Below are 22,494 nucleotides of genomic sequence, written 5' to 3' on the forward strand. Positions count from 1 at the left end.
GGTGAACCGGACCAGCGCTGAGCGTTCGCCTTGACCGTCTTCACGCAGCCCGGTGCCGGCGCCCGCTTCGACTGGGGACTGACCGGGGCGGCGGAACTCGGTCGGGTCTGCGCCGCCCTGGTGGTGGTGGACGTCCTGTCGTTCACCACCACCGTGGAGGTGGCGGTGAGCCGCGGCATGCGCGTACACCCGTTCCCGTGGGGCGAGCAGGCCGACGAGTACGCCCGGCGGATCGGTGCCGTCGCGGCCGTGGGACGGCGTCAGATGACTCCGGAGCGCCCATGGTCGCTGTCCCCGGCGGCGTTGCGGACCGCGCCCGTCGTGGCGGACCTGGTGCTGCCGTCGCCGAACGGCTCGGCGATCAGCGCCGCCGCGAGCACCACCGGAGTGCCTGTGGTCGCGGCCTGTCTGCGTAACGCAGCCGCCGTCGGGCGTTGGCTCCGCGCGCAGGGGTACGGCACGAACGACGCCCCGGTCGGCGTGGTGGCCGCCGGGGAGCGCTGGCCCGACGGGTCACTGCGCCCCTGCGTGGAGGACCAGCTCGGGGCGGCCCGCGTGCTGGACGTGCTGGCCGAGGCGCCCGGCGGGCTGTCGGTGGAGGCCGCGATGGTGCTGGCCGGGTTGGCCAGCACGCCCGACGTGGCGGCGGCGGTCCGCGGCTGCGTCTCCGGCCGGGAACTCGCCGAGGGTGGTTTCGCCGAGGATGTCGCGGTCGCCACCGAGGTCGATGTCTCCGCGGTGGTGCCGGTGCTCCGTCAGGGCTACTTCGCCCCGGCCTGAGCGCGCGCCGGGACCTGCGGGGAACACCCATGTGGGCGTCGGGCGTCTGACGGCGTCGGGCGTCCGTGACGGCGATGGCCGCCCGCGGGAAGCGGACGGCCATCGGGAGTCGTGACGGTGCCGGTCAGTCGTCCAGCCAGTCGAGGCGTCGCCCGCCCCGATCCGCGCCGCCGTCCGGGCGGGCGCGACCGGTCTGGGCCGGGTCGTCGTTGTCGTAGCCGCCACCGCGCTGCTGCGGCGTCTCCTGGCCGTAGCCACCCTGCTTGCCGTAACCACCCGGTGCGGGCTGGCCGTAGCCGTCGCCGTATCCACCGGGCTGGCCGTAACCGCCCGACTGGTGGCCGCCTTCGTAGCCGCCGTAGCCACCACCACCGGCGGGGGCGTCGCCGTATCCGCCCTGCGGGCGCCCGGCGTCGTAGCCGCCGGCCGGGCTGTCGTACCCACCGGCGGGCGCGGCGTCGTACCCACCCGCCGGGGCGCTGTCGTACCCGCCGCCCGGTCGGCCGCCGCCGTAGCCCGGCGCGTCCCCGTAGCCGCCGGCCGGCGCGTTGTCGTATCCGCCCGCGGGGGCGTTGTCGTATCCGCCGGCCGGGGCGTCGTAGCCACGTGCCGCCGGGTCGCCGTAGCCGCCGCGCGGGGAGCTGCCGTAGTCGCCGCTCGGGGCGCTGTCGTAGTCGCCGGTCGGGGCGCTGTCGTACGCGCCCGGCTGACGGCCGGCGTCGTATCCGCCGGTCGGGGCGGCCGCACCGTAACCACCCGACTGACGACCGCCGTCGTAGCCGGTGGCAGCTCCGCTGTCGTAGCCGGTCGAGCCGGTCCCGTAGCCACCGCCCGCGCCGTAGCCACCGCCCGCGCCGTAACCGTCGCCCTGCTCCGGCTGGTAGGTGCTGGTCGGGTACGGATCGGCGGCCGGACCGTAACGGGTGCTGTCGCCGGTGTAGCGGCCGGTCGGCTCGTCGAAGCGCTCGGCGCCGTACCCGCCGCCGTCCTGGCCGGGCGGGTAGCCGGCCGCGCCGGCGGCGTAGTCCTGGCCGCCGTAGCCGGCGCCGGAGGACGGGCCGGTTCCGTAGCCGCTGCCGGAGGACGGCGCGTTGCCGTAGCCGCTGCCGGACGACGGCGCGTTGCCGTAGCCGTAGCCGCCCTGGGCGGACGTGTCGTCGCCGTAGCCGTAGCCGGCCTGCCCGGCTCCGACGCCGTACGCGGCACCGGGCGGCGCGGCGTACGGGTCCGGCGGGACGTCGTCCACGACCGGACGCTGGAGCATGGTGGGCGCGTCGCCGATCGACGGGCCGCCGGCCATGCCGGACGCCGCCCCGGCGCCCATCCCGTTGACCACCCGGGTCTGGTCGTCGGTGCCGTGGTAGGCGCCCCGCGCGGCGGGGATCGCGCCGGCCGCGGCGGTCCCGCCCGGACCACCGGGACCGATCGGCCCGTCGGGGCCGTCGTCGTCCCCGTCGTTCTTGCGTCGCATGTAGAGCAGCACGATGGTGCCCACGCCGACGGCGACGAACAGGCCGCCGAGCAGGATCAGCAGCCAGGAGCCGAAACCGCCGGAGGCCTCGTCCGCGGCGGGCTGCTGGGCGGGGGGCGCCTCGGTGGCCGGGGTGTCGGTCACCTCGTCCGCGGTCGGCTCCTCGGACGGGAGGGCCGACTCGCTCGCCGACGGGCTCGCGCTGGGGCTCGCCGACGCCCTGAGCGCGATGCTGAGCCGCAGGCCGGTGACGGACTGGCCGGCGGACGCGTTGATCGACCTGCTGCTCGGGGCCGCGCCTTCCGTGGAGGCGCCGAGGTCGAGCCGTCCGGGCGCGATGGGCTGGGAGGCGGAGCCGCTGAAGCTGAAGTTGCCGTTGCCGCTGGTGTTGGTCTGGCGCTGCTTGCCGGCGCTGTCGCGGAGCATGACGAGCGCACCCGAGATCGGGTCGCCGTCGGAGTTGGTCACCTTGCCGGAGACCGTCTTCACCGTCTGCGGCTGGTCGGGCGTGGGTGGGGCGGCCGCCCGGACGGTGACCCGGAGCTGACGACCACCGTCGCCGGTCACCGTGATCCTCGCCTGCGAGCCGTTCGTGGCCGGTGCGTTGGCCGCGGCCGACAGGTTCAGGCTGACGGCCTTCGTCTGCTGGTCGCCGAAGTCGATCGGACCGCAGCCTCCGCAGGTGACTCCGTCGGGCAGCCCGGTCACGTCGATGTCGGCGGACGTCTCGCCGGGGCTCAGGCGGACCAGTACGTTGACCGTTCCGCTGCGACCGGCGTCGATGGCGACGGAGTTGTCCGCCGTGACGATGTTGGCAGCCAGGGCGGGGGCGGCGGGGACGGTGAGCAGGGCGCCGAAGACCAGCGCTACGACCACACCGGCCCGCTGCTTCCAGGCACGTCGGTGTGTTGACACGTCCACCGCCTTCCGAGTCTGATCAGCTCGCCGGCCGCGAGACCGAGGTTGATCACTCACGGTACGAATACGCCGTCGGCAACTATGCCTTGTCTGACCGGATCATCTCTACCCAGGGCCGCCGCCCGGTGGCCTTCTGCCGGGTCGTATCGTCCCCTCGTGTCCTCTCCGCACGCTTATTCCGCCGCGGTGCTCGCCGCCGTGACGGCGCTCGACGAGGGGCGTACGCCCGAACGGCCGGTGCTCCGGGAGGCGGTCCGGACGCTCTTGGCTGCCCTGGCGGAGCGCGCCCCCGGCCGATCGGTGGAGGTGCGCGTCCCACCCTACGGTGCGGTGCAGTGCGTGAGCGGGCCGCGACACACCCGAGGGACGCCGCCGAACGTGGTGGAGATGGACCCGGCGACCTGGCTCGCGGTCGCGACCGGGCGCCTCGGTTGGACGCAGGCGGTCGCCGGGGGCCGGGTCCGGGTCTCGGGCAGTCGTGCCGATCTCTCCGCGCACCTGCCGATCTGACCGGTTCCCGGGGCGGCCCGGTCTCACTGTGCGCGGCGATCTCGTGACTGTCGGTGTCAAGTCCGGTTCGCGTACACTGAGAGCCGACGACGGTCCCGGCCCACGGTGCGGAGCTGCCCCCCGACTCCGCCAGGCCAGTCCAGACCCCACGAATAGGGAGCGGCAGGTGCCCCGAGGCGATGGCCGGCTGAGCCACGACCTTGACCCCCAGCGACCCGGCCCCCAGGACGCGTGTGGCGTCTTCGGTGTCTGGGCGCCCGGGGAAGAGGTAGCCAATCTGACCTACTTCGGGCTCTACGCCCTCCAGCACCGTGGCCAGGAGGCCGCGGGCATCGCGGTCAGCGACGGTTCCGGTGTCGTGGTCTACAAGGACCTCGGTCTGGTCGCCCAGGTGTTCGACGAGCCGACGCTGGCCAGCCTGCGCGGGCATGTCGCGATCGGCCACGCCCGTTACTCCACCACCGGCGGTTCGACCTGGGAGAACGCCCAGCCGACCATCCGGGCCACGACCGCCGGCACCACGATCGCGCTGGCGCACAACGGCAATCTGGTGAACACCGCGGAGCTGCAGCGGGAGGCGGCGGCCCGGGGGTTGGACTCGGACGGGTCGACGAACGACACCTCGCTGGTGACCATGCTGCTGGCCAGCCGACCCGACCTGTCGGTCGAGGCGGCCGCGCTGGAGGTGCTGCCGCAGCTGCGGGGGGCGTTCAGCTTCGTGTTCATGGACGAGTCGACGCTCTACGCCGCGCGGGACGCGAACGGCGTCCGCCCGCTGGTGCTCGGCCGGCTGGAACGCGGCTGGGTGGTGGCGAGCGAGACCGCCGCGCTGGACATCGTCGGCGCGAGCGTGGTCCGCGAGGTGGAGCCGGGCGAGCTGATCGCGATCGACGAGAACGGGATGCGCTCCAGCCGGTTCGCCGCCCCGGAGCCGAAGGGCTGCCTCTTCGAGTACGTGTACATCGCCCGGCCGGACGCCACCATCGCCGGCCGCAACGTGCACGCCGCCCGGGTGCAGATCGGTCGCCAGCTCGCCAAGGAGCACCCGGTCGAGGCCGACCTGGTGATCCCGGTGCCGGAGTCCGGGACGCCGGCCGCGATCGGCTACGCCGAGCAGTCCGGCATCACCTACGGCCAGGGCCTGATGAAGAACCCGTACGTCGGGCGCACGTTCATCCAGCCCTCGCAGACGTTGCGTCAGCTCGGTGTCCGGCTCAAGCTGAACCCGCTGCGGCAGAACGTCCGGGGCAAGCGCCTGGTGGTGGTGGACGACTCGATCGTCCGGGGGACCACGCAGCGGGCGATCGTCCGGTTGCTGCGCGAGGCGGGCGCCCTGGAGGTCCACGTGCGGATCTCCTCGCCGCCGGTCAGCTGGCCCTGCTTCTACGGCATCGACTTCGCCACCCGGGCGGAGCTGCTGGCCAACGGGCTGGACAACGAGGGCATCCGGCGCTCCATCGGTGCCGACACGCTCGGGTACGTGTCCCTGCCCGGCCTGATCGCGGCGACCGAGCAGCCGAAGAACCGGCTGTGCCGCGCGTGCTTCGATGGTGAATACCCGATCGAGCTGCCGGCCGGGAACCTGATTGGCAAGCACGTGCTCGAAGGGGTTGGCCGTCGGGTCGCCGCCGAGGCGCCCGAGCCGACCAACCCGCTCGTCGCCACACCGAACCGCCCGTAGCACCGCCGACGCGGGGCCGCGTTCCGGGCCCGCGGGAACCACAAAGGGGAGAACCGTGACGCACGTTTCCGAGCGCAGCGGCGCAGGATCCAGCCCGAAGGGCGCCGGCGGCGACCGCCAGCCCTGGTCGGCAGGGTCCAGCCGTACGCAGCGCAAACGCGCGGTCTCGTACGCTGATGCCGGGGTGTCGATCGAGGCGGGTGACCGCGCGGTCGAGCTGCTCAAGTCCAAGGTCAAGGAGACCCGGCGTCCGGAGGTCATGGGCGACCTGGGTGGCTTCGCCGGCCTGTTCCGCCTGGACACGAAGAAGTACAAGAGTCCGATCCTGGCGTCCTCCACCGACGGTGTGGGCACCAAGCTGGTGATCGCCCAGCAGCTCGACATCCACGACACGGTCGGCATCGACCTGGTCGCCATGGTCGTCGACGACCTGGTCGCCTGCGGCGCCGAGCCGCTGTTCCTCCTCGACTACATCGCCACCGGCGAGGTCGTGCCGGACAAGGTCGCCGAGATCGGCGCGGGCATCGCGGACGGCTGCCGCTACGCCGGCTGCGCGCTGCTGGGCGGCGAGACCGCCGAGCACCCGGGCGTGCTGCGTCCCGACGAGTACGACATCTCGGCCACCGGCGTGGGCGTGGTGGAGGAGAGCGAGATCCTCACCCCGGACCGGGTGGAGGTGGGCGACGTGGTGATCGCGATGCGCTCCTCCGGCCTGCATTCCAACGGCTACTCCCTGGTGCGGCACGTGCTGCTGGGCGCCGGCCGGATGCGACTGGACGTGGTGATCGACGACTTCGGGCGCCAGCGCACGCTCGGTGAGGAACTGCTCACCCCCACCAAGATCTACGCGAAGGACTGCCTCAAGCTGATCGCCGAGGCGGAGGTGCGGGCGCTGGCCCACGTGACCGGCGGGGGCATCCCCGGCAACCTGGTCCGGGTGCTGCCGGAGAACGTGGACGCGGTGGTCAACCGGTCCACCTGGAAGCCGCAGCCGATCTTCGACCTGATCCAGTCCAAGGGCCGGATCGAGGACCCGGAGATGGAGGCCACGTTCAACATGGGCGTCGGCATGTTCGCGATCGTCTCCGCCGAGGACACCGACCGCGCGCTGGCCACCCTGACCGGCCGGGGCGTGGACGCCTGGCAGGCCGGCGAGATCATCGAGGGTTCCGGCAACGTGCAGATGGTCGGCCAGCACACCCGGGGTTGATCACGGTACGGTGATCGGCCGCGCACCTGATCGGGGGTTCACCCGAGCGGTGGCCGCCGCCTAGCCTGAGGGTTCGGATTTTTCGGGCGGGCGGGGGAGGTTTCGATGGCTGTGCGGACACCCGAGGGAATGCGGGGCCTCGCCGTCGTTCCTTCATACGTGGTGATGCAGCCGACCACCCTGTGCAACCTGGACTGCGCCTACTGCTACCTGCCGCTGCGTGCGGCCGACCGGCGGATGCCGGTGGCGGTCGCCGAGGCGGTGGCGGCGTCGGTGAACCGGTGGGCGGCCGAAGGGCGGTTCTCGGTGGTCTGGCACGGCGGGGAGCCGCTCGCCGCCGGCCGGGAGCACCTGGCGGCCCTGCTGGCCCCCTTCGGACCGGATGTCGAGCACCACGTGCAGACCAACGCCACGCTGATCGACGACGCCTGGTGCGCGTTCTTCGCCGAGCACCGGCTACGGGTGAGTGTGAGCGTGGACGGCCCGCGGGCGCGTAACGGGGAGCGGGTCACCCGGGGCGGCCGGCCGGCGTACGACCGGATCATGGCTGGTGTGGCGGCGCTGCGCCGGCACGACCTGCCGTTCTCGGCGCTGGCGGTGGTGTCCCGGCCGGAGCCGGGGCTGGCGACCGAGTTGTACGACTACTTCCTCGATCTGGGCTGCGACGTGCTGGGGATCAACATCGAGGAGACCGAGGGGGTCAACACCCGGACGAACGCCCGGGACGCGGGCGCGGTCACCGGGTTCTGGGCGGAGCTGGTCGCCGCCTGGCGCCGGGACCCCCGCATTCACCTGCGCGAGGTGGAGTGGTCGCTGCGGTACGCGGGCGCGGTGTTGGCCGGCACCGCGGACGGGTTGCTGCCGCGCCGCCTCGACCCGATTCCGACCGTCGGTCACGACGGTTCGGTGGTGGTGCTCTCGCCGGAGCTGGCCGGCTTCACCGATGCCCGGTACGGCGATTTCGGCAGCGGGAACGTGCTCGCCACCCCGCTGGGCGAGATCCTCGCCGGTGCGGCCGACACGCCGTGGGTGGGCGAGTTCCTCGCCGGGGTGGAGGCGTGCCGGCGGTCCTGCGCGTACTTCGGTTTCTGCGGTGGCGGGCACGCCGCCAACCGCTACTTCGAGCTGGGGCGTTTTGACGGCACGGAGACCGAGCACTGCCGCAACAGCAAGATCCGCCTATTGGAGGGAGTGTTGGAGCATGCCCGAGAGCATCAGTGACATGGATCGGGATGTGGTCGCCGACCGGGTGCGGGAAGCTGAGACGGGGCTGACCGCGCTGCTCCAGGAGGCGGAGGCGGCGCGCCTGCTGCGGGCGGAGGTGTCGGGTGGCGACGGGGCCAGCGCGGTGTGCGCGTGGAACCACTTCGAGAACATCCCGACGTTCTACAACTGGAACAACCGCCCGCGCTGAGACGCCGGTCCGCGATCGAGGGACCTGCCGGTGCGGCCGGGGAGTGCCCCGGTGCGGCAGGTCCCTGATCGTCGGCGGTACGTCGGTCTCAGCAGAGCACATGCGTGAGCACGCGGGGGTTACCGCGTGCTCAGATGTGACCGGAGGTCAGCGGGTCGGGCGGACCCAGGTGTCCGGGTCGTCGTCCGCATGGTCCTCGTCATCGTCGTCGACATACTCTTTGTAGTCGTCGTCGAAATTGTGCTCAGACTTCCCACTACCCGCCAGCTCGCGCTGCAAGGCGGTTAGGTCGGTGTTCGGGGAGTGGTATTTCAACTCCCGGGCCACCTTCGTCTGCTTGGCCTTAGCACGGCCGCGCCCCATGGCTCGACCCCCTCGCACAGAATGCGGGGCAGCCCGAAGGCGGGCCCCGATGACGTCAGGCATCTCTCGTGGCTCTTACGGTACATGGGGATGCCACCGTTCGGCACCTCGGGTCACCGTCGACCGGCCCTGCGCGTCGCAGCGTCCCGGCCGGGTCAAAGTGTACCCGGTAAGGGGCGGCCACCGGGCGTGGCCGTGACAGCGGACAAACCAGGCTCAAGTGATGCAACTGAGCCTAACGTCGATCGGTCCGCCGGGGCCCCCGGGGGTGGGTGGATCACCCGCCCCCGGAGGGGTGAGCCTCACCTCAGATGGATCGTGCGCAGCCGGCCGACCTCGGCCATCCGCCGCTCGGCGAGCCGGTCCGCGGCCACCGCCGGCGGCACACCCTCGTCGTCGGCGAGCCGGAGGATCTGCCGGGTGGTGTCGAAGATCCGGGTGGCGCGCAGCTTCGCGCGGTCGAAGTTGAAGCCCTCGATCTCGTCCGCCACCTGGATCACGCCACCGGCGTTCACCACGTAGTCGGGCGTGTAGAGAATGCCGCGATCGGCGAGGACCTTCTCCACGCCCGGGTGGGCGAGCTGGTTGTTGGCCGCCCCGGCGACCACCTTCGCGCGCAGCACCGGCACGGTCTCGTCGTTCAGCGCGCCACCGAGCGCGCACGGGGCGTACACGTCGATGTCGGACGCGACAAGCGCGGCGGTGTCGTCGACCAGGGTGACCTGCGGATGGTTGACGCGTACCCACTCCCGGGCGCGCGGGCTGACGTCCGTGGCGACCACCTCGGCGCCGTCGTCCAGCAGGTGCCCGGTCAGGTGCTTGCCCACCTTGCCCAGGCCGGACACGCCGACCCGCCGGCCGGCGAGCGTCGGGCTGCCCCAGACGTGCTCGGCGGCGGCCCGCATCCCCTGGAACACGCCCCAGGCGGTGAGGACCGAGGAGTCGCCGGCGCCACCGTGCTCCACGCTGCGACCGGTGACGTACCGGGTCTCGCGGGCGATCAGGTCCATGTCCGCCACGTAGGTGCCGACGTCGCAGGCGGTGTAGTAGCGGCCGTTCAACGACTCGACGAAGCGGCCGTACGCGCGCAGCAGCGCCTCGCTCTTGATCTGTTCCGGGTCGCCCCAGATGACCGCCTTGCCACCGCCGAGGTCGAGATCGGCCAGGGCGTTCTTGTACGCCATGCCGCGGGACAGATCCAGCACGTCGGCCAGGGCCTCGGCCTCGCTGGCGTACGGGTGGAACCGGGTGCCGCCCAGTGCCGGGCCCAGCGCGGTGGAGTAGATCCCGATGATCGCCTTCAGGCCGGACCGCTTGTCCTGGCAGAACACGACCTGCTCGTGACCCGTGGATATCGGGTCGTCGGTGCTGGCGAATACGCCCATGGCTGACTCCTGTGTCGGTGAGCGCCCTTGTGGGGAGCGGGACCTGCTGGCACGCCGGCGGGATGCTGCCGGTGTCATTGAGCCTAATATCGGCCGGAGCCGTACTGTCGCGCACGTCACGCCACGGGCGTGCGGGCGGCGACGGGGGGTCCCGTCTCGTGGGAGGATCGCGCCGTGCCGTCGCTCTTCGCCTCATACCTGCGCGTGTACGAGCCGCTGACCGCCTTCGACCGGGACCGGCAGTCGTACTGGCGCCGGTACGTCAGCGAGGGTCGGGCGATCGCCCCGCTGGAGGGGCCGGGGCGACAGCGGACGGCGGTGATCGAGGCGTTGGGTGCGGGCTGGACCCGCCTGCCCGACCTGCCCGACGAGGCGTACGTCCTGGAGGCCGACGACGCGCTGCTGGTGTGCCCGTGGAACCTGCGGATCCGGGTCGCCGAGGCGGCGCTGAGCGCCCGCGACGGCGTGCCTTCGGTGCTGGCCGACGCGTTCGTGCCGCCGGTGCTGGCCGGGCAGGCCAAGGCCGTGGTGGAGGACTGGCGCAGCGGGGCGCGGGTGCTGGAGCACGGGGTGCCCCGGGTGCACGAGCAGATCGCCACCTGGGGGGTGCCGCTGCGCTGGTTCGTGCTCTTCGAGGTCGGAGAGCGACATCTGGTCACCGAACCGCAGCGGCGCGCGCTGCGCTACCGCACCGAGATCTCCAAGGCGCGTCGGCGCGCGTCGCGGGCGTTGTCGGTGCTGCGCAAGTCGATCGGGGAGGCGCCGATCACCGACGCGGTCGAGGAGGCCGCGCGCTGGCTGGAGGAGTTCCACCCGCGTTCGGTGGTGGAGTTGGACTACGGCGGCCTGGTGCAACTGCTGCCGGACGAGACGCTGGCGGCCGACGACTCGACCGAACTGGTCGCCGCCGGCCTGGCCGGGTTGGGCCGGGGTGAGGCCGAGGAGGCGTCGGCGGCGTACGACAAGCTGGTCGCCCGGTGGCGCGCGGTGCAGCTGCTGGAACGCTGCAACTGATGAGTCCGCTTTGCCCGGCTTGGTGCCATTGGGCACGAGAATGCCTCGCAATCGACGCATCACGAACCGTGATCATGAGTCCGAATAAGATACTTTCTGCTGTATAAAAGTCAGAAAAATCGGGCATGGTTCATCCGTCCGTCTAGGGACCTTCAGCCGTTCGGCCCATGTCGGACATCGGGGACTAGCCGGACCATGGGAGACGCGTCGGCCGGCGGGACCCCGGCCGATGTCTATACATGTGGAGGAGTGACCCCGATGGCTTCGCGTACGCACGAACCTGAGCCGCTACTCACACCCGCCGAGGTGGCGTCGATGTTCCGGGTCGACCCGAAAACGGTGACCAGGTGGGCCAAGGCTGGCAAGCTCAGCGCCATCCGTACCCTCGGCGGTCACCGCCGCTACCGCGAGTCGGAGGTTCGGGCCCTGTTGCAGGGGCAGATCCCCCAGCAGCGTCAGGGAGACTGACCACCGACGTTCTTCGATCGAGGGCGGTGCCGTCGCGACAGCGGCGAACACCGCCCTCAGTCGTGTCCGGGGGTCGGCGCGTCGAGCACGATCCGCAAACCCACCGTGCCCTGCTCACCCCGGCGCAGCCGGCTGCCCAGCAGGGTCAGCCGCCCGAGCAGCCGGTACTTCTGCTTGAGCAACCCGCGCATCCGGCGGCTGTACTCCGGGTCGCAAATCGTCGCGTGGCCCGGCACCGCGTCGCCGTGCGGCCGACCGCGTACGTCGCACGGCGCCACCGTGACCCGGCCGTCGCGCCGGATCCGCTTCACCTTCCCGGAGTCGGACACCGTCCACACGGCGAGCGCGTCACCGTCGCGGACCGCCCACACCGGCGTCGGCACCGCCCGCCCGTCCTTGCGGAACGTGGTGAGCAGGATGTATTTCTCCGCAGCCAGGCGGTCCAGGTCGGTCACATCGCCCAGGATACGGCGGCGGCACGTGCGGACGAGCCCGGATACCGTGCTCCCATGACCGGGGAACCCGAGATCGGCGACGTGTTCGGCGAGATGATCCGCGACGCGTACGCGGTGGCCAGCGGGATCGGACCCCGACCGATGGCCGGCGGACGCCTCCCCCGACCGGTCATCGAGATCATCGAACGCGACGACGGGCTGGTCAACGGCGCCCCGGCCGAGCACTACCTGGACCCACCCGAGCGGTGGCAGCCGCACGACCACCGGGCGGTGGACCGGGTCCACGGTCAGGTGCTGGACGTGGGCGTGGGCGCCGGCCGGATCGCGCTGCGCCTCCAGGAACGCGGGGTGCCGGTCACCGGGCTGGACACCTCACTCGGCGCCCTGCGCGTCAGCCGGCACCGGGGCGTACGCGACCTGGTCCACGGCACCGTCGACGAGCACGTCGCCGACGGCCGGTGCTACGACACGTTCCTGCTGCTCGGCAACAACCTCGGGCTGTTCGAGGGGCGGGAGCGGGCTCCGGCGATGCTGGCGGCGCTCGCCGCGCTGGCCCGGCCCGGGGCGCGGGTGATCGCCCACGGCACCGACCCGTACGGGACCACCGACCGCGTGCACACCGGCTACCACGAGCGGAACCGGCGGCGCGGGCGGCTGGGTGGGCAGCTCCGGTTGCGGCTGCGTTACCGGATGCTCGGCACGCAGTGGTTCGACTATCTGGTGTGCTCGCCCGAGGAGTTCGCCGAACTGGTCCACGGGTCCTCCTGGCGGCTGACGGACGTGGACACCACCGACCACCCCTACTACCTCGCCACCCTGGCGCTGCGGCGTTAGGAAGGGCCCCTTTCAAGCGCCTACGCGTTAACAAGGGGCCCTTCCTTTCCGCTCAGACCTGGACGGTGGGCGTCGTCTGCTCGGGCGGGAGGCCGCCGTCGCCGTCGACCACCTCGTCCGGGGTGCCGTCCTCGTCGATGTCGACCATGGTGATGTCCACCTTGCCGTCGCCGTCGGTGTCGAACTGGAACAGGTCCGCCTTGCCGTCGCCGTCGGTGTCCACCACCCACACGTCGGTCTTGCCGTCGTTGTTGGTGTCCGCGCGGAGCAGGTCCACCCGCTCGTCGCCGCGCGTCTCGACCGTCTCGGTGTTCTGCGCGCTCTCCGGTGCCTGGCTCATCTCGTTCCTTCCTTCGGCTTGACGGCCGTTTACCCCGTCCGCTCCGACCCCACGCATCCGGGCGGCCCGGCCATGCATAGGGTCGCATCCAGGAACGAGCGAGCGGACGGGCCCGGCGCGGCGGACACCCCGCACGCCCCCGCCGCGGCGAGGGGACATCGATGGGTGGTCGTTTTGTGGTCGTCGGGGCCGGCACCATGGGCCTCGGCATCGCGTACGTGGCGGCCGGCGCCGGGTACGCGGTCGAACTGGTCGAAGTGGACCCGGCCCGGGGCGCCGAGGCGCTCGACCGGCTCGCCGAGCTGTGGGAACGCGGCGTGCGGCGTGGCAAGCTGACCGAGTCGGAGGCGACGGCCAACCGTGGCCGGGTGACCCTGCGGGCCGGGCTGACCGACGTCGCCGAGGGCGCGGACGTGATCGTGGAGGCGGTGCCCGAACGGCTCGACCTGAAACGCGCGGTGCTGCGCGAGGCGGAGGGCCGCCGGCCGGTGCTGCTGGGCAGCAACACCTCAAGCATCCCGATCGCCGAGCTGGCCACCGGCCTGGAACGTCCGGCCGACTTCCTGGGTCTGCACTTCTTCAACCCGGTCTGGGCGATGGCGCTGCTGGAGGTGGTGGTCGGCCCGGCCACCGCGCCGCAGACCACCGACGCGGCCGTCGCGCTCGCCGGCCGGCTGGGCAAGGACCCGGTCGTGGTACGCGACATGCCCGGCTTCGCCACCTCCCGCCTCGGCGTGACGCTGGGCCTGGAGGCGATCCGGATGGTGGCCGACGAGGTGGCCCTCCCCGCCGACATCGACAAGGCGATGGTGCTCGGCTACCGGCACCCGGTCGGCCCGCTGGAGTTGACCGACCTGGTCGGGCTGGACGTCCGGCTGGACATCGCGCGCACCCTCCAGGCCGCGTACGGGGACCGGTTCGCGCCCCCGCCGCTGCTTGTCGAGATGGTCGCCGCCGGGAAGCTGGGCAAGAAGTCCGGCCAGGGTTTCTACACGTGGAAGGACGGCCGCAGACAATGACCGGACTGCGGGTGGAGGAGTTGCCGGACCGGCTGGTGGTCACGCTGGACCGGCCGGAGAAACGCAACGCGATCGACGCCGACCTGGTGGCCGAGTTGCACGCGGTCTGCGCCGAGCTGGAGGCACGACCGCGGCTGATGCTGTTGACCGGCGGTGCGGCAGGCATCTTCGCCGGTGGCGCCGACATCGCCCAGCTCCGCGAGCGCGGCCGGTCGGACGCGTTGGCCGCCATCAACCAGGGCGTCTTCGCCCGCGTCCGGGCGCTGCCGATGCCCACCGTGGCGGCGGTCGACGGGCCGGCGCTGGGCGGCGGCGCCGAACTCGCGTACGCCTGTGATCTGCGGGTGTGCACGGACCGGGCGGTCTTCGGCCAGCCCGAGGTGCGGCTGGGCATCCTGGCCGGCGCGGGCGCGACGTGGCGGCTGCCGGCGCTCGTCGGCGAGGGGCGGGCGAAGGAGCTGCTGTTCACCGGCCGGCGGGTGGACGCGGCGGAGGCGCTGCGGATCGGCCTGGTGAACCGGGTGGTGGCCGAACCGGCGGAGCTGCTGCCCACCGCGCACGCGCTGCTCGACGAGATGGCCAAGGGTTCCGCGCTGGCGCTGCGCCTGACCAAGCTGGCGGTGGACGCGCCGCCGGCCGCGCATCCGCAGCTGGACCTGATGAGTCAGGCGGTGCTCTTCGAGGACGAGGAGAAGCATCGGCGGATGACGGAGTTCCTGGACCGGCGCCGGCCGCGCTGACGCCACACACGCGTCGAGGGCCGCACCGGTACGGGTGCGGCCCTCGAACGCCTGTGTGCCTCAGCGTTTGATCTGGAGTCCCGCGTCGGCCAGCGCGGTGATCGCCGGCGCGGTCTCGCCGAAGCCGATGAGCAGCAGCGCCTCCGGTGCGAAACTCTTGATCTCCTGGGCGGCGCCGGCGAAGTCGACAGGGGTCTTGGGGTCCGCCGGCGGCGGATAGGTCAGCAGTTTGACCCGGTCCGAGCCGATCCCGGCCTTCTCCAGTTCGGCGCGGACGTTCTGCTGGAGGCCCTCGCCGTAGGAGTCCCCACGGGCCAGGATCGCAATCTTGCGCGGCCCGTCCCGCAGCATCACGTCGGCCAGCGCCCGACCCTGGAGGCTGTCCGGCGGGGCGGTACGGAAGTACAGACCCTGGTCCTCCACCGAGCTCAACCCCGCGTCGGTGTTCGACGGGGAGAAGAGGATCCGCCCGGCGGCCACCACGTCCGGCAGCACGGCCCGCGAGATGCCGGACGCGCCCGCGCCGATGATCACGTGGACGCCCCTGCTGACGTGCGCGGCCACGGTGGCCTTGGCGGTCGCCGGGTTGGTGCCGTCGTCGCCCTCGACCCACTTCACCGGCTCGCCGAGCACCCCGCCGGCCGCGTTCACCTCGTTCACGGCGAGCGTCGCGCCGGCGGCCAGCTGCGGGTAGGCCAAGGCCAGGTCACCGGTCTTCGGCAGCAGGCCGCCGAGCACCAACGGGGCGTCCTTCGCCTTGCCGCGGACCTTGCGGCCCGGCGGGGGTGTCTTGACGCTCGCCCCGGACTCGTCGCCGGCGCCGACGAACTCGGTCTTGCTGTCGTCGATCTTCTGGTTGTCGAAGTGCATCGTGCCGTAGCTGGCGGCGGCCGGCTCACCTTTGTCGGTGAACCCGGCGCGGCTCAGTGCCACGCCCCGGTACTCGATGTCCTCGCCGGCGCGGGCGAGCTGCAGGCAGGTCGCCACCTTCTCGCAGCGCTGGCCGCCGGTGGTCACCCCGACGATCTGCTTGGCGATCTCGCGCGGCTCGGTGGTCCCGGCGACCTGCGCGGCCAGCGCGCTGATCACGACCGCGTCGTACGCCTCCGCGGAGTAGAGGAAGTCGACGAGCTTCGGGTTCAGGGCGAGCAGCCGTTCCTTGAAACTCTCGGGCAGCGGCGTGAGGGGGGTGGTGCCCTTCATCCCGTTGACGAGATCCGCCCGGTCCTTGAGCTCGGCGGGGTAGGAATTGAGCATGTTGCCGTCGGTGCCGTAGAGGCGCACCTGGGTGGCGGGTGCTTCCTCCGGCTCGTCGCTTCCGCAGGCGCTTGTGGTGAGCAGAAGCGCCGCGCAGGCCATCGACAGGGCCGCGCGCGACGTGCGTGTTCTCAACATGGTCGTCCTTCCTCCGGCGAAGGTCCGCTGCGCACCTTAGCGTGCCTGTCTGCCAGGCGGGACCGTGGAGTCGGCTGCGTCGGGACCCCGACCGCGGGCATCACCGTCCGTGATCATCTGGCCGAATTCGGGTCACCGCTTGACCCCCGGCACTACTGTTCCGCGGGTGACCGACGAAGCACAGCAGACGCTGGACGACGCGAGCGCCGTGCTCTCTTCGGCCCTGGCCGGCGATGGTGCCGGCGTGGTCGGCGCGTTCGACGCGGTGGTGGACCGCTCCGGACTGGCCGGGGCGTACGGGGTGGCGTGGTGCCTGGCCGCCACGATGCTCGGCGAGGAGACCCCGGCGGGCGGCGCGGCCCTCGACTTCCCCGGCATCGACCAGGCCGACTACGACACCCGCTGGGTGGCCCGGTTCGTCAGCGCGTGCGCCAACGACGACGCGGACACCGGGGAGGCGCTGTTCGGTGCGGCGGCCGCCGACGGGCTGCTGCCCGACTGCCTGCTCACCCTCGCCGGTTCGACGATCGCCACGTTGCGCAGCCGGGCGGAGTGAAGCCGGCGCCCCCGCTGTGATAGCTGTGGGGACATGTCCGAGGCGATGCTGAGCAAGGTGCGCAAGCTGCTCGCCCAGGCCGAGGACCCGGCCTGCACGTCCGCCGAGTCGGCCGCCTTCATGGCCAAGGCCACCGAGCTGATCGCCCGCTACGGCGTGGACCGGGCGTTGCTCGCCGCCCGCGAACCGGCCACCGACCCGGTGGGCGACCGCACGGTCGATGTGGTCGCGCCGTACGCCCGGGACAAGGCGGGGCTGCTCGCGGCGGTGGCCGAGCCGTTGCGCTGCCGCTGCGTGCGTCGGCGGCAGGGCAACGGCTTCGTCATGCACCTGTTCGGCTTCGCCAGCGACCTGGAGCGCGTGGAGCTGCTGTTCACCTCGCTGCTGGTGCAGGCCGCGCACGGTTTGGCCGGGGCCGCCGTGCCGGCGGGGGAGCACCCGGCGGCGTTCCGGCGTACCTGGCTGGCCGGCTTCGCGCACGTCGTCGCGGAACGGCTGCGTGCGGCCGAGAGCAACGCGGTGGCCGAGGCCGGAGCGCCCTCGGTGGCCCTGGTCCTCGCCGACCGAACCGATCGGGTGCAGCGCCGGCTCGCCGACGCGTACCCGCGGTTGCGCACCGCCCCCCGTCGTCGCCTCGCCGGCGGCGGGTTCGGCGCGGGCGCGGCCGCCGGCCGACGGGCCGACCTGGGCGGCACCGGTGTGCCCGGTGCGGGCACGACCCGGGGCATCGCCGGCTGACCGGTCGGCTCAGTCCGCGGTGCGGGCGACAGTGGCCAGGTAGCGGCAGAGCAGTTCGTGCCAACCCGCGGTGAGCGCCTTCCGGTAGCCCTCGGCCGCGGCACCGTGCCTGTCGAAGTAGCGGTGCTCGACGTCCACCCGGGTCCGCTGCGGCCCCTCGACGTGGAACAACACCTCCACCTCGCTGGCCCGGGCCGGGTCGGGCACCGGCGCCCGGTCCGGACCGATCTGCCAGGTGAAGACCAGTCGGCGCGGGGGGTCCCAGGTCAGCACCCGGCCCCAGTCGTTGCGGAAGCCGTACGGCCCGATCTCGTAGAGCATGCCGCCGGCCCGGGGTTCGATGCCGATCGAGGCGAGCGCCTCCGGGCCGGACCAGGTGTATTCGCGTACCCACCAGTCGGCAAGCGCCCCGGTGAACACGGCGTACGCCCGCTCGGTGGACGCGGGCACGAGGAGACTGCTGCGGAGGGAGAAACGGTCGAATTCCTGCCGGACCTCATCCGGATCGGCGATCTCCTGTCCCATAGGTCCGGACCATACCGGCCCGTGTCTCGGTGCGCAGCTTCGGTGCCACCTGGCCGGCCATGGCGGGCGCTCGGCGAGTACCCGGATGCCCCGCTCAGTGCGCTTCGGCCGCCGGGGCGGGGTGCGGTACGACCACGGCGTCGGCGGTGCCGGCGGAGTGCGGGTACCAGACCGCGAGGCCGGCCACGGCGACCAGGCCGCCGGCCAGTTGGGCGGCGACGAAGCCGGGCACCGAGGCGGGTGCGATGCCGGCGAACGTGTCGGTGAGGGCCCGGCCGATGGTGACGGCGGGGTTGGCGAACGAGGTCGACGAGGTGAACCAGTACGCCGCGCCGATCCAGGCGCCGACGGCGGCCGGCGCGGCGGCGCCGCGGCCGGAGCGGGCGAGCGCGAAGACGAGGACGACCAGGCCGGCGGTGGCGACCACCTCGGCCAGCCAGCGGTCACTCCCACCGCGCACGGTGCGGGACCAGGTCGCGGCCGGCAGGCCGAACATCAGGTGGGCCAGGACCGTTCCGCTGGCCGCGCCGAGGACCTGCGCGACCACGTACGCCGCCAGCTCCCGCGCGTGCAGCCCGGTGCCGGCGCGGCGGCCGAGCCACCAGTCGACCGCCGACACGACCGGATTGAAGTGGGCGCCGGACACCGGACCGAAGATCAGGATCAGCGCGCCCAGCGCGAGCGCGGTGGCGATCGCGTTCTCCAGGAGTTGGAGTCCGACGTCGTCCGGGGAGAGTCGGGCGGCGGCGACACCGGAGCCCACCACGGCGGTGACCAGCAGTGCGGTGCCGGCGAACTCCGCGGACGCCCGCCGGGGCAGGGCGAGCGTCACGAGTCGTGGGCGGGGATCTGGAGCAGCGCGCCGAGCCGGCGGAACGCGTCGGGTCGCACCCGGTACCAGACCCAGGTGCCGCGCCGCTCGGAGTCGACCAGGCCGGCCTCCCGCAGCACCTTGAGGTGGTGCGAGATGGTCGGCCCGGACAGGTCGAACGCCGGGGTGAGGTCGCAGACGCACATTTCCGGCACCGAGGCGATCATCGACATCAGGCGCAGCCGGACCGGGTCGCCGAGGGCCTTGAACATCGGTGCCACCGCGGCCGCCTGGTTGCCGTCCAGAGGGCCGGTCGAGATCGGCGGGCAGCAGGCGACCGCGTCGAGGTCCACCACCGACAGCGCTTGTTTCGAGATTCCTCTAGGTTGACAGAATTCAAAACAAGAGGCAAGGTGGGCGCTGCTTCGACAAGCATCTAGACAGGGAGTCGCTCATGTCCCGCGTCCAGCTCGCCCTTCGCGTGTCCGACCTCGAAGGCTCGGTGGCCTTCTACAGCAAGTTGTTCGGCGTCGAGCCGGCCAAGCGTCGCCCCGGCTACGCCAACTTCGCCGTGGAGAACCCGCCGCTGAAGCTCGTCCTGCTCGAAGGCGAGGCCGGCAACCCCACGGTCATGGACCACCTCGGCGTCGAAGTGGCCAGCACCGACGAGGTCAACGCCGCCACCAGCCGGCTCACCGAATCCGGCCTGATCACGCTGGAGGAGAACGACACCGAGTGCTGCTATGCCCTCCAGGACAAGGTCTGGGTGCGCGGCCCCGGCGACGAGCGCTGGGAGGTCTACACCGTCAAGGCCGACTCACCGCAGCTGGCGAAGGCGCCCGAGACCGGCTGCTGCGACTGAGGCTCCGCGGCACGCCGCAGGGCACCCGGCATCAGCTGACGTGTGCGACGCTCCCGTCGTGCGTACCGTCTTCGTCTTCCCCGACATGACGCAGGCCGCCGTCGTGGAGCTGCTCGACCGGATGTCGCCGGGCCAGGACGCCCCCTGGCTGGTGGACGGGTGCCTGTACGCGGAGCTGACCGGCGGTGACGAGCTGTACTCGGACTGGGAGCCGGAGGCCGTCCGGGACCTGACCCGGGCATGCGGCCGGCTGCCGTACTGGGCGGTCCAGGTCGACGTCTCCGGCCGGGTCGACGGCACGGCGGAGGTTCGTCGTCTGATCTCGGCGCTGCTCGTCGACGGCGGCGTCGCGATAGACGACTACTCCGACCATCCGTGGACGGCAGCGGACATCGCCGACGAGGTGGTGGCGGACGGGTTGCGCTTCTTCGACTTCCGCGCCCATCACGAGAGGACCAGATCGGCTCGGGCGGGCATCGGCACGGATCACCAGGCCGGTTGAGCCCTTCCCGCCGCGTCGATGCGACGATGGCGAGGTGAGGCGTTCCGGGTTGTCGTCCGAGCCGGTCGGCCGGTGGGACGGACTGACCGTCAAGGCCGACCGGCCGGAGCGCCCCGGGCTGCGGGTCGAGGTCACCGCCGGCCGTCGGCTCTCGATCCGCCAAGCCGACCGGGTCGTCCTGCTGGGGTTGCAGCGGTCCCGCGCCCTGGGCGTCTTCTACGCCCGCACGGGCCGGTACCGATCGCCGCTTCCTCCGCTCCGGGCCGCCCACGCACGACGGATCCGCGAGACGAGCGCGGACGACGACGCCTGGGCCGCCCGGTGGGCGCACACGTTCACGGAACAGCTCCAGAGTGCCGGCGAGGGCCCACTGCACAGCGGTAGCTGGGTCCTGGCGCGTGGGATGCCGAGCTGGTGTGTCGCCGGGCATTGGCAGCGGCTGGCCGCCGTCGCCCCGGATCGGGGGCACATCACCTGGTTCGGCTACGGAGACCCGGACGAGGACCAGCGCGACGTGCTGCCCCTGCGGAGGCTGTCTCCGGCAGGCGTCGGTCGGGTCCGCTCGTACCGTCGGCAGTTCCAGGAGGGCATCCTGCCCCCGGCGTTGCTGTGGTGGGTGAGCGGCCTGAACACCCTGCTGGTGCTCGACGGCCACGACCGCATCACCGCAGCCCTGGCCGAGCAGGCCGTACCGGAGGTTCTGGTCCTCGCGCCGGCCGTCGATCCCCACGTCGCCTCGGTCTGGCAGCGCCACTCGATCCGGGAGTACCAGGGCCGGATCGAGCACCTGGACACCGCTCGGGACAGCCCCTTCGCGTCGACGCATGTGGCCTCCGCGTCGCGCAGATTCGCCACGACGCTCGGCGGCATCGCCCGCTCGGAAGGGCGAACGCGCGCGTGGCCACTGCGCGGCGGGCCGGCGGCATGGCACCGGGAGGCCGCGAAGCTGGCACCGGGTTGGCTCGGTGACCTGCCCCCGACCGCCGATGCCGAGGGCCCGAGCTGAGACCGACGCGCGCGACGCGGCATCGCCAACCCCGAGCTGGCGCCTCGGAGCCAGGTGTGGACCGCGGCCAGGCCCGATCCGCGTCGCGGGAAGCCTGACGAAAGTGAGTACGAGCGGCCGCCTTCTGGGCGCGGTGCGGCCCTTGGCCGGACCCCTACCGTCGACGCGTCACGACGGGCAACCGGGGGAGCGGACATGACCACATTGCGTAGCGGCGGGCGGGCGGTGGTCGTACTCGTGGCCCTGTTGGCGATGCTGCTGCCCGGCGGCCCGGTCACGGCCGAGACCCCGGCGCTACCTGCCCTGGTTCTGCCCGCGCCGACGGGCGGTTACCGGGTCGGTACCACCTGGCTGCACCTGACCGACGCCGCGCGGTCCGACCCGTGGCGACCCGAGGTGCGTCGCGAGCTGATGGTTTCGCTCTGGTACCCGGCGGTGCCCGCACCCGGCAGGCGCGCGCCCTACACCACCGCGGCGGTCTCCGCGCGGATCATCGCCGCCGAAGGCCTGCCCCTGCCGCCGGATCTGCTGGCCACCGTACGCACCAACGCTCGCCGGGACGTCCCGATCCGGCCGGCTGCGCGGGGGTGGCCCCTGGTGGTGCTCTCCCCCGGGTTCAGCCTCAGTCGGGAGTCGCTGACCGGGCTGGCCGAGGATCTCGCCAGCCGGGGGCACGTGGTGGCTGGCGCGGACCACCCGTACGAGGCGTGGGGGGTCGAGTTCCCGGACGGCCGGGTCGCCGAGTGTCTCGCCTGCCAGGTGCAGGGGCCGGACACCGCGGCGCGGGTCATCGAGGGACGGGCCGCGGATGTGTCGTTCCTGCTGGACCAGTTGACGGGACCGCGTCCGGTGTGGCGCGGCGCCCGCTTCGTCGATCCGACCCGGGTCGGCATGGTGGGCCACTCCATCGGCGGTGCCAGTGCCGCCCAGGTGCTTCGCACCGACCGGCGGGTTGATGCCGGCGCCGACCTGGACGGCAGCCTCGGCGTTCCGGTCCCGGCTGGCTCAGTGACGAGGCCGTTCCTGTTTGTTGCCTCAGACCGCCCGACGGATGTGAGTTGGTTGCGCGACTGGCCCGGCCTGGCCGGCTGGAAGCGGTGGCTCACCGTCACCGGCGGCGGGCACCTCTCCTTCACCGACCGGCCGGTCCTCGGCGCCCAACTCGGGATGGATCCGGGTGCCATTCCGGCGCACCGGCAACTCCTGATCACCCGCGAGTACACCGCGGCGTTCCTCGACGCGCACCTACGCGACCGACGTCAGTGCTTGCTCGACGCACCGTCCCCGGCTTATCCCGAGGTGGACTTCCGGTTCCGGACCGACCTCTTGAGGATAAGGCGGCGCCGGCCACGCTTGAGAATTGCCGAACCTGGAAAACCTCGGAGCTCTGCCCCGAATCCCGGCCTTCTCGGAGATGCGCTCGCCACCAATCGAGTACCGAACCCACATGACGCGTGGGTGTAGCCAGCGCATCTGGAAGCGTTTCGCATTGACCAA

At 72.4% G+C, this 22,494-nt stretch carries 26 protein-coding genes; 17 read left to right on the top strand and 9 right to left on the bottom strand.

What is annotated here, in order from left to right; all coding sequences use genetic code 11:
• The first annotated feature begins 30 nt into the window (after window positions 1–30).
• A complete protein-coding gene (locus ACLQ2X_RS11720) occupies window positions 31–780 on the top strand; it encodes a 2-phosphosulfolactate phosphatase (protein WP_425681009.1) in 750 nt (249 codons plus the stop codon).
• A gap of 124 nt (window positions 781–904) precedes the next feature.
• Here ACLQ2X_RS11720 and ACLQ2X_RS11725 read toward each other — a convergent pair whose 3' ends face one another.
• Complete coding sequence (locus ACLQ2X_RS11725) at window positions 905–3,166, bottom strand: carboxypeptidase-like regulatory domain-containing protein (RefSeq protein ID WP_425681010.1); 2,262 nt, start codon at window positions 3,164–3,166, stop codon at window positions 905–907.
• Window positions 3,167–3,355: 189 nt separating this feature from the next.
• On the opposite strand from ACLQ2X_RS11725, the gene ACLQ2X_RS11730 reads away from it, so the two are divergent.
• The 5 genes from ACLQ2X_RS11730 (at window position 3,356) to amcA (ending at window position 7,984) form a co-directional block, all read left to right on the top strand.
• Complete coding sequence (locus ACLQ2X_RS11730) at window positions 3,356–3,679, top strand: sterol carrier family protein (RefSeq protein WP_425681086.1); 324 nt, start codon at window positions 3,356–3,358, stop codon at window positions 3,677–3,679.
• Window positions 3,680–3,845: 166 nt separating this feature from the next.
• Window positions 3,846–5,360, top strand: a complete 1,515-nt coding sequence (purF, locus tag ACLQ2X_RS11735; protein WP_425681011.1) for an amidophosphoribosyltransferase — start codon at window positions 3,846–3,848, stop codon at window positions 5,358–5,360.
• Window positions 5,361–5,415: 55 nt separating this feature from the next.
• The gene (gene purM / locus ACLQ2X_RS11740) at window positions 5,416–6,570 is read left to right on the top strand and encodes a phosphoribosylformylglycinamidine cyclo-ligase (RefSeq protein ID WP_425681012.1); all 1,155 of its coding nucleotides are present in this window, start codon (window positions 5,416–5,418) and stop codon (window positions 6,568–6,570) included.
• Between the two features lie 129 nt (window positions 6,571–6,699).
• Window positions 6,700–7,791: a cyclophane-forming radical SAM peptide maturase AmcB gene (gene amcB, locus ACLQ2X_RS11745; protein ID WP_425681087.1), complete on the top strand. Its 1,092-nt coding sequence runs from the start codon at window positions 6,700–6,702 to the stop codon at window positions 7,789–7,791.
• Window positions 7,772–7,984 (top strand): multiple cyclophane-containing RiPP AmcA, encoded by a 213-nt coding sequence (gene amcA, locus ACLQ2X_RS11750; RefSeq protein WP_425681013.1) that lies wholly within the window; start codon window positions 7,772–7,774, stop codon window positions 7,982–7,984. Before amcB ends, amcA begins: the two co-directional genes overlap by 20 nt.
• 147 nt (window positions 7,985–8,131) lie before the next feature.
• Here amcA and ACLQ2X_RS11755 read toward each other — a convergent pair whose 3' ends face one another.
• Together ACLQ2X_RS11755 and ACLQ2X_RS11760 are read right to left on the bottom strand one after the other, a co-directional pair.
• Entirely contained in the window at window positions 8,132–8,347 is a 216-nt protein-coding gene (locus ACLQ2X_RS11755) for a DUF3073 domain-containing protein (protein WP_073826739.1), read from the bottom strand.
• A gap of 302 nt (window positions 8,348–8,649) precedes the next feature.
• Window positions 8,650–9,732 carry a Glu/Leu/Phe/Val family dehydrogenase gene (locus tag ACLQ2X_RS11760; RefSeq protein ID WP_425681014.1) on the bottom strand — a complete coding sequence of 361 codons (1,083 nt, stop codon included), beginning with the start codon at window positions 9,730–9,732 and terminating at the stop codon, window positions 8,650–8,652.
• Between the two features lie 174 nt (window positions 9,733–9,906).
• Here ACLQ2X_RS11760 and ACLQ2X_RS11765 point away from each other — a divergent pair, with 174 nt between their 5' ends.
• Both ACLQ2X_RS11765 and ACLQ2X_RS11770 read left to right on the top strand, forming a co-directional pair.
• On the top strand, window positions 9,907–10,746 hold the full coding sequence (locus tag ACLQ2X_RS11765) for a hypothetical protein (protein ID WP_425681015.1): 840 nt from the start codon (window positions 9,907–9,909) through the stop codon (window positions 10,744–10,746).
• Window positions 10,747–11,004: 258 nt separating this feature from the next.
• A complete protein-coding gene (locus ACLQ2X_RS11770; protein ID WP_007073996.1) occupies window positions 11,005–11,214 on the top strand; it encodes a BldC family transcriptional regulator in 210 nt (69 codons plus the stop codon).
• A gap of 56 nt (window positions 11,215–11,270) precedes the next feature.
• Here ACLQ2X_RS11770 and ACLQ2X_RS11775 read toward each other — a convergent pair whose 3' ends face one another.
• Entirely contained in the window at window positions 11,271–11,669 is a 399-nt protein-coding gene (locus ACLQ2X_RS11775; RefSeq protein WP_425681016.1) for a PPOX class F420-dependent oxidoreductase, read from the bottom strand.
• 54 nt (window positions 11,670–11,723) lie between these two features.
• Between ACLQ2X_RS11775 and ACLQ2X_RS11780 the strand changes: the two genes are divergently transcribed.
• Window positions 11,724–12,503: a class I SAM-dependent methyltransferase gene (locus ACLQ2X_RS11780; protein WP_425681017.1), complete on the top strand. Its 780-nt coding sequence runs from the start codon at window positions 11,724–11,726 to the stop codon at window positions 12,501–12,503.
• Between the two features lie 52 nt (window positions 12,504–12,555).
• Here ACLQ2X_RS11780 and ACLQ2X_RS11785 read toward each other — a convergent pair whose 3' ends face one another.
• Window positions 12,556–12,843, bottom strand: a complete 288-nt coding sequence (locus tag ACLQ2X_RS11785; protein ID WP_091565690.1) for a hypothetical protein — start codon at window positions 12,841–12,843, stop codon at window positions 12,556–12,558.
• A 161-nt stretch (window positions 12,844–13,004) separates the two neighbouring features.
• Between ACLQ2X_RS11785 and ACLQ2X_RS11790 the strand changes: the two genes are divergently transcribed.
• Both ACLQ2X_RS11790 and ACLQ2X_RS11795 read left to right on the top strand, forming a co-directional pair.
• Entirely contained in the window at window positions 13,005–13,862 is an 858-nt protein-coding gene (locus ACLQ2X_RS11790; RefSeq protein WP_425681018.1) for a 3-hydroxyacyl-CoA dehydrogenase family protein, read from the top strand.
• Complete coding sequence (locus tag ACLQ2X_RS11795; RefSeq protein ID WP_425681019.1) at window positions 13,859–14,602, top strand: enoyl-CoA hydratase/isomerase family protein; 744 nt, start codon at window positions 13,859–13,861, stop codon at window positions 14,600–14,602. Before ACLQ2X_RS11790 ends, ACLQ2X_RS11795 begins: the two co-directional genes overlap by 4 nt.
• Window positions 14,603–14,662: 60 nt before the next feature.
• Here the strand turns inward: ACLQ2X_RS11795 and ACLQ2X_RS11800 are convergent, their stop codons facing one another.
• On the bottom strand, window positions 14,663–15,997 hold the full coding sequence (locus ACLQ2X_RS11800; protein ID WP_425681020.1) for an ABC transporter substrate-binding protein: 1,335 nt from the start codon (window positions 15,995–15,997) through the stop codon (window positions 14,663–14,665).
• 166 nt (window positions 15,998–16,163) lie between these two features.
• On the opposite strand from ACLQ2X_RS11800, the gene ACLQ2X_RS11805 reads away from it, so the two are divergent.
• Window positions 16,164–16,553, top strand: a complete 390-nt coding sequence (locus ACLQ2X_RS11805; protein ID WP_425681021.1) for a hypothetical protein — start codon at window positions 16,164–16,166, stop codon at window positions 16,551–16,553.
• A 33-nt stretch (window positions 16,554–16,586) separates the two neighbouring features.
• Complete coding sequence (locus ACLQ2X_RS11810) at window positions 16,587–17,291, top strand: DUF2786 domain-containing protein (protein ID WP_425681022.1); 705 nt, start codon at window positions 16,587–16,589, stop codon at window positions 17,289–17,291.
• Window positions 17,292–17,300: 9 nt separating this feature from the next.
• Here ACLQ2X_RS11810 and ACLQ2X_RS11815 read toward each other — a convergent pair whose 3' ends face one another.
• The 3 genes from ACLQ2X_RS11815 to ACLQ2X_RS11825 all read right to left on the bottom strand — a co-directional run bounded on the left by ACLQ2X_RS11815 (window position 17,301) and on the right by ACLQ2X_RS11825 (window position 19,004).
• On the bottom strand, window positions 17,301–17,816 hold the full coding sequence (locus ACLQ2X_RS11815; protein ID WP_425681023.1) for an SRPBCC family protein: 516 nt from the start codon (window positions 17,814–17,816) through the stop codon (window positions 17,301–17,303).
• Between the two features lie 94 nt (window positions 17,817–17,910).
• Window positions 17,911–18,648, bottom strand: coding sequence for an aquaporin (locus ACLQ2X_RS11820; protein WP_425681024.1), 738 nt, complete (start codon window positions 18,646–18,648; stop codon window positions 17,911–17,913).
• Window positions 18,645–19,004: an ArsR/SmtB family transcription factor gene (locus ACLQ2X_RS11825; RefSeq protein ID WP_425681088.1), complete on the bottom strand. Its 360-nt coding sequence runs from the start codon at window positions 19,002–19,004 to the stop codon at window positions 18,645–18,647. The genes ACLQ2X_RS11820 and ACLQ2X_RS11825 overlap by 4 nt, the downstream gene beginning before the upstream one ends.
• Before the next feature lie 77 nt (window positions 19,005–19,081).
• Here ACLQ2X_RS11825 and ACLQ2X_RS11830 point away from each other — a divergent pair, with 77 nt between their 5' ends.
• The 4 genes from ACLQ2X_RS11830 to ACLQ2X_RS11845 all read left to right on the top strand — a co-directional run bounded on the left by ACLQ2X_RS11830 (window position 19,082) and on the right by ACLQ2X_RS11845 (window position 22,461).
• Window positions 19,082–19,489, top strand: a complete 408-nt coding sequence (locus ACLQ2X_RS11830) for an ArsI/CadI family heavy metal resistance metalloenzyme (RefSeq protein ID WP_425681025.1) — start codon at window positions 19,082–19,084, stop codon at window positions 19,487–19,489.
• A gap of 58 nt (window positions 19,490–19,547) precedes the next feature.
• Window positions 19,548–19,991, top strand: a complete 444-nt coding sequence (locus ACLQ2X_RS11835) for a hypothetical protein (protein WP_425681026.1) — start codon at window positions 19,548–19,550, stop codon at window positions 19,989–19,991.
• Window positions 19,992–20,025: 34 nt separating this feature from the next.
• A complete protein-coding gene (locus ACLQ2X_RS11840) occupies window positions 20,026–20,997 on the top strand; it encodes a hypothetical protein (RefSeq protein ID WP_425681027.1) in 972 nt (323 codons plus the stop codon).
• Between the two features lie 195 nt (window positions 20,998–21,192).
• Window positions 21,193–22,461 carry an alpha/beta hydrolase family protein gene (locus ACLQ2X_RS11845; RefSeq protein ID WP_425681028.1) on the top strand — a complete coding sequence of 423 codons (1,269 nt, stop codon included), beginning with the start codon at window positions 21,193–21,195 and terminating at the stop codon, window positions 22,459–22,461.
• Window positions 22,462–22,494: the final 33 nt, after the last annotated feature.

Origin of the sequence: Micromonospora sp. DT31 (genome assembly GCF_049841795.1) — a bacterium.
GTDB lineage: Bacteria > Actinomycetota > Actinomycetes > Mycobacteriales > Micromonosporaceae > Micromonospora.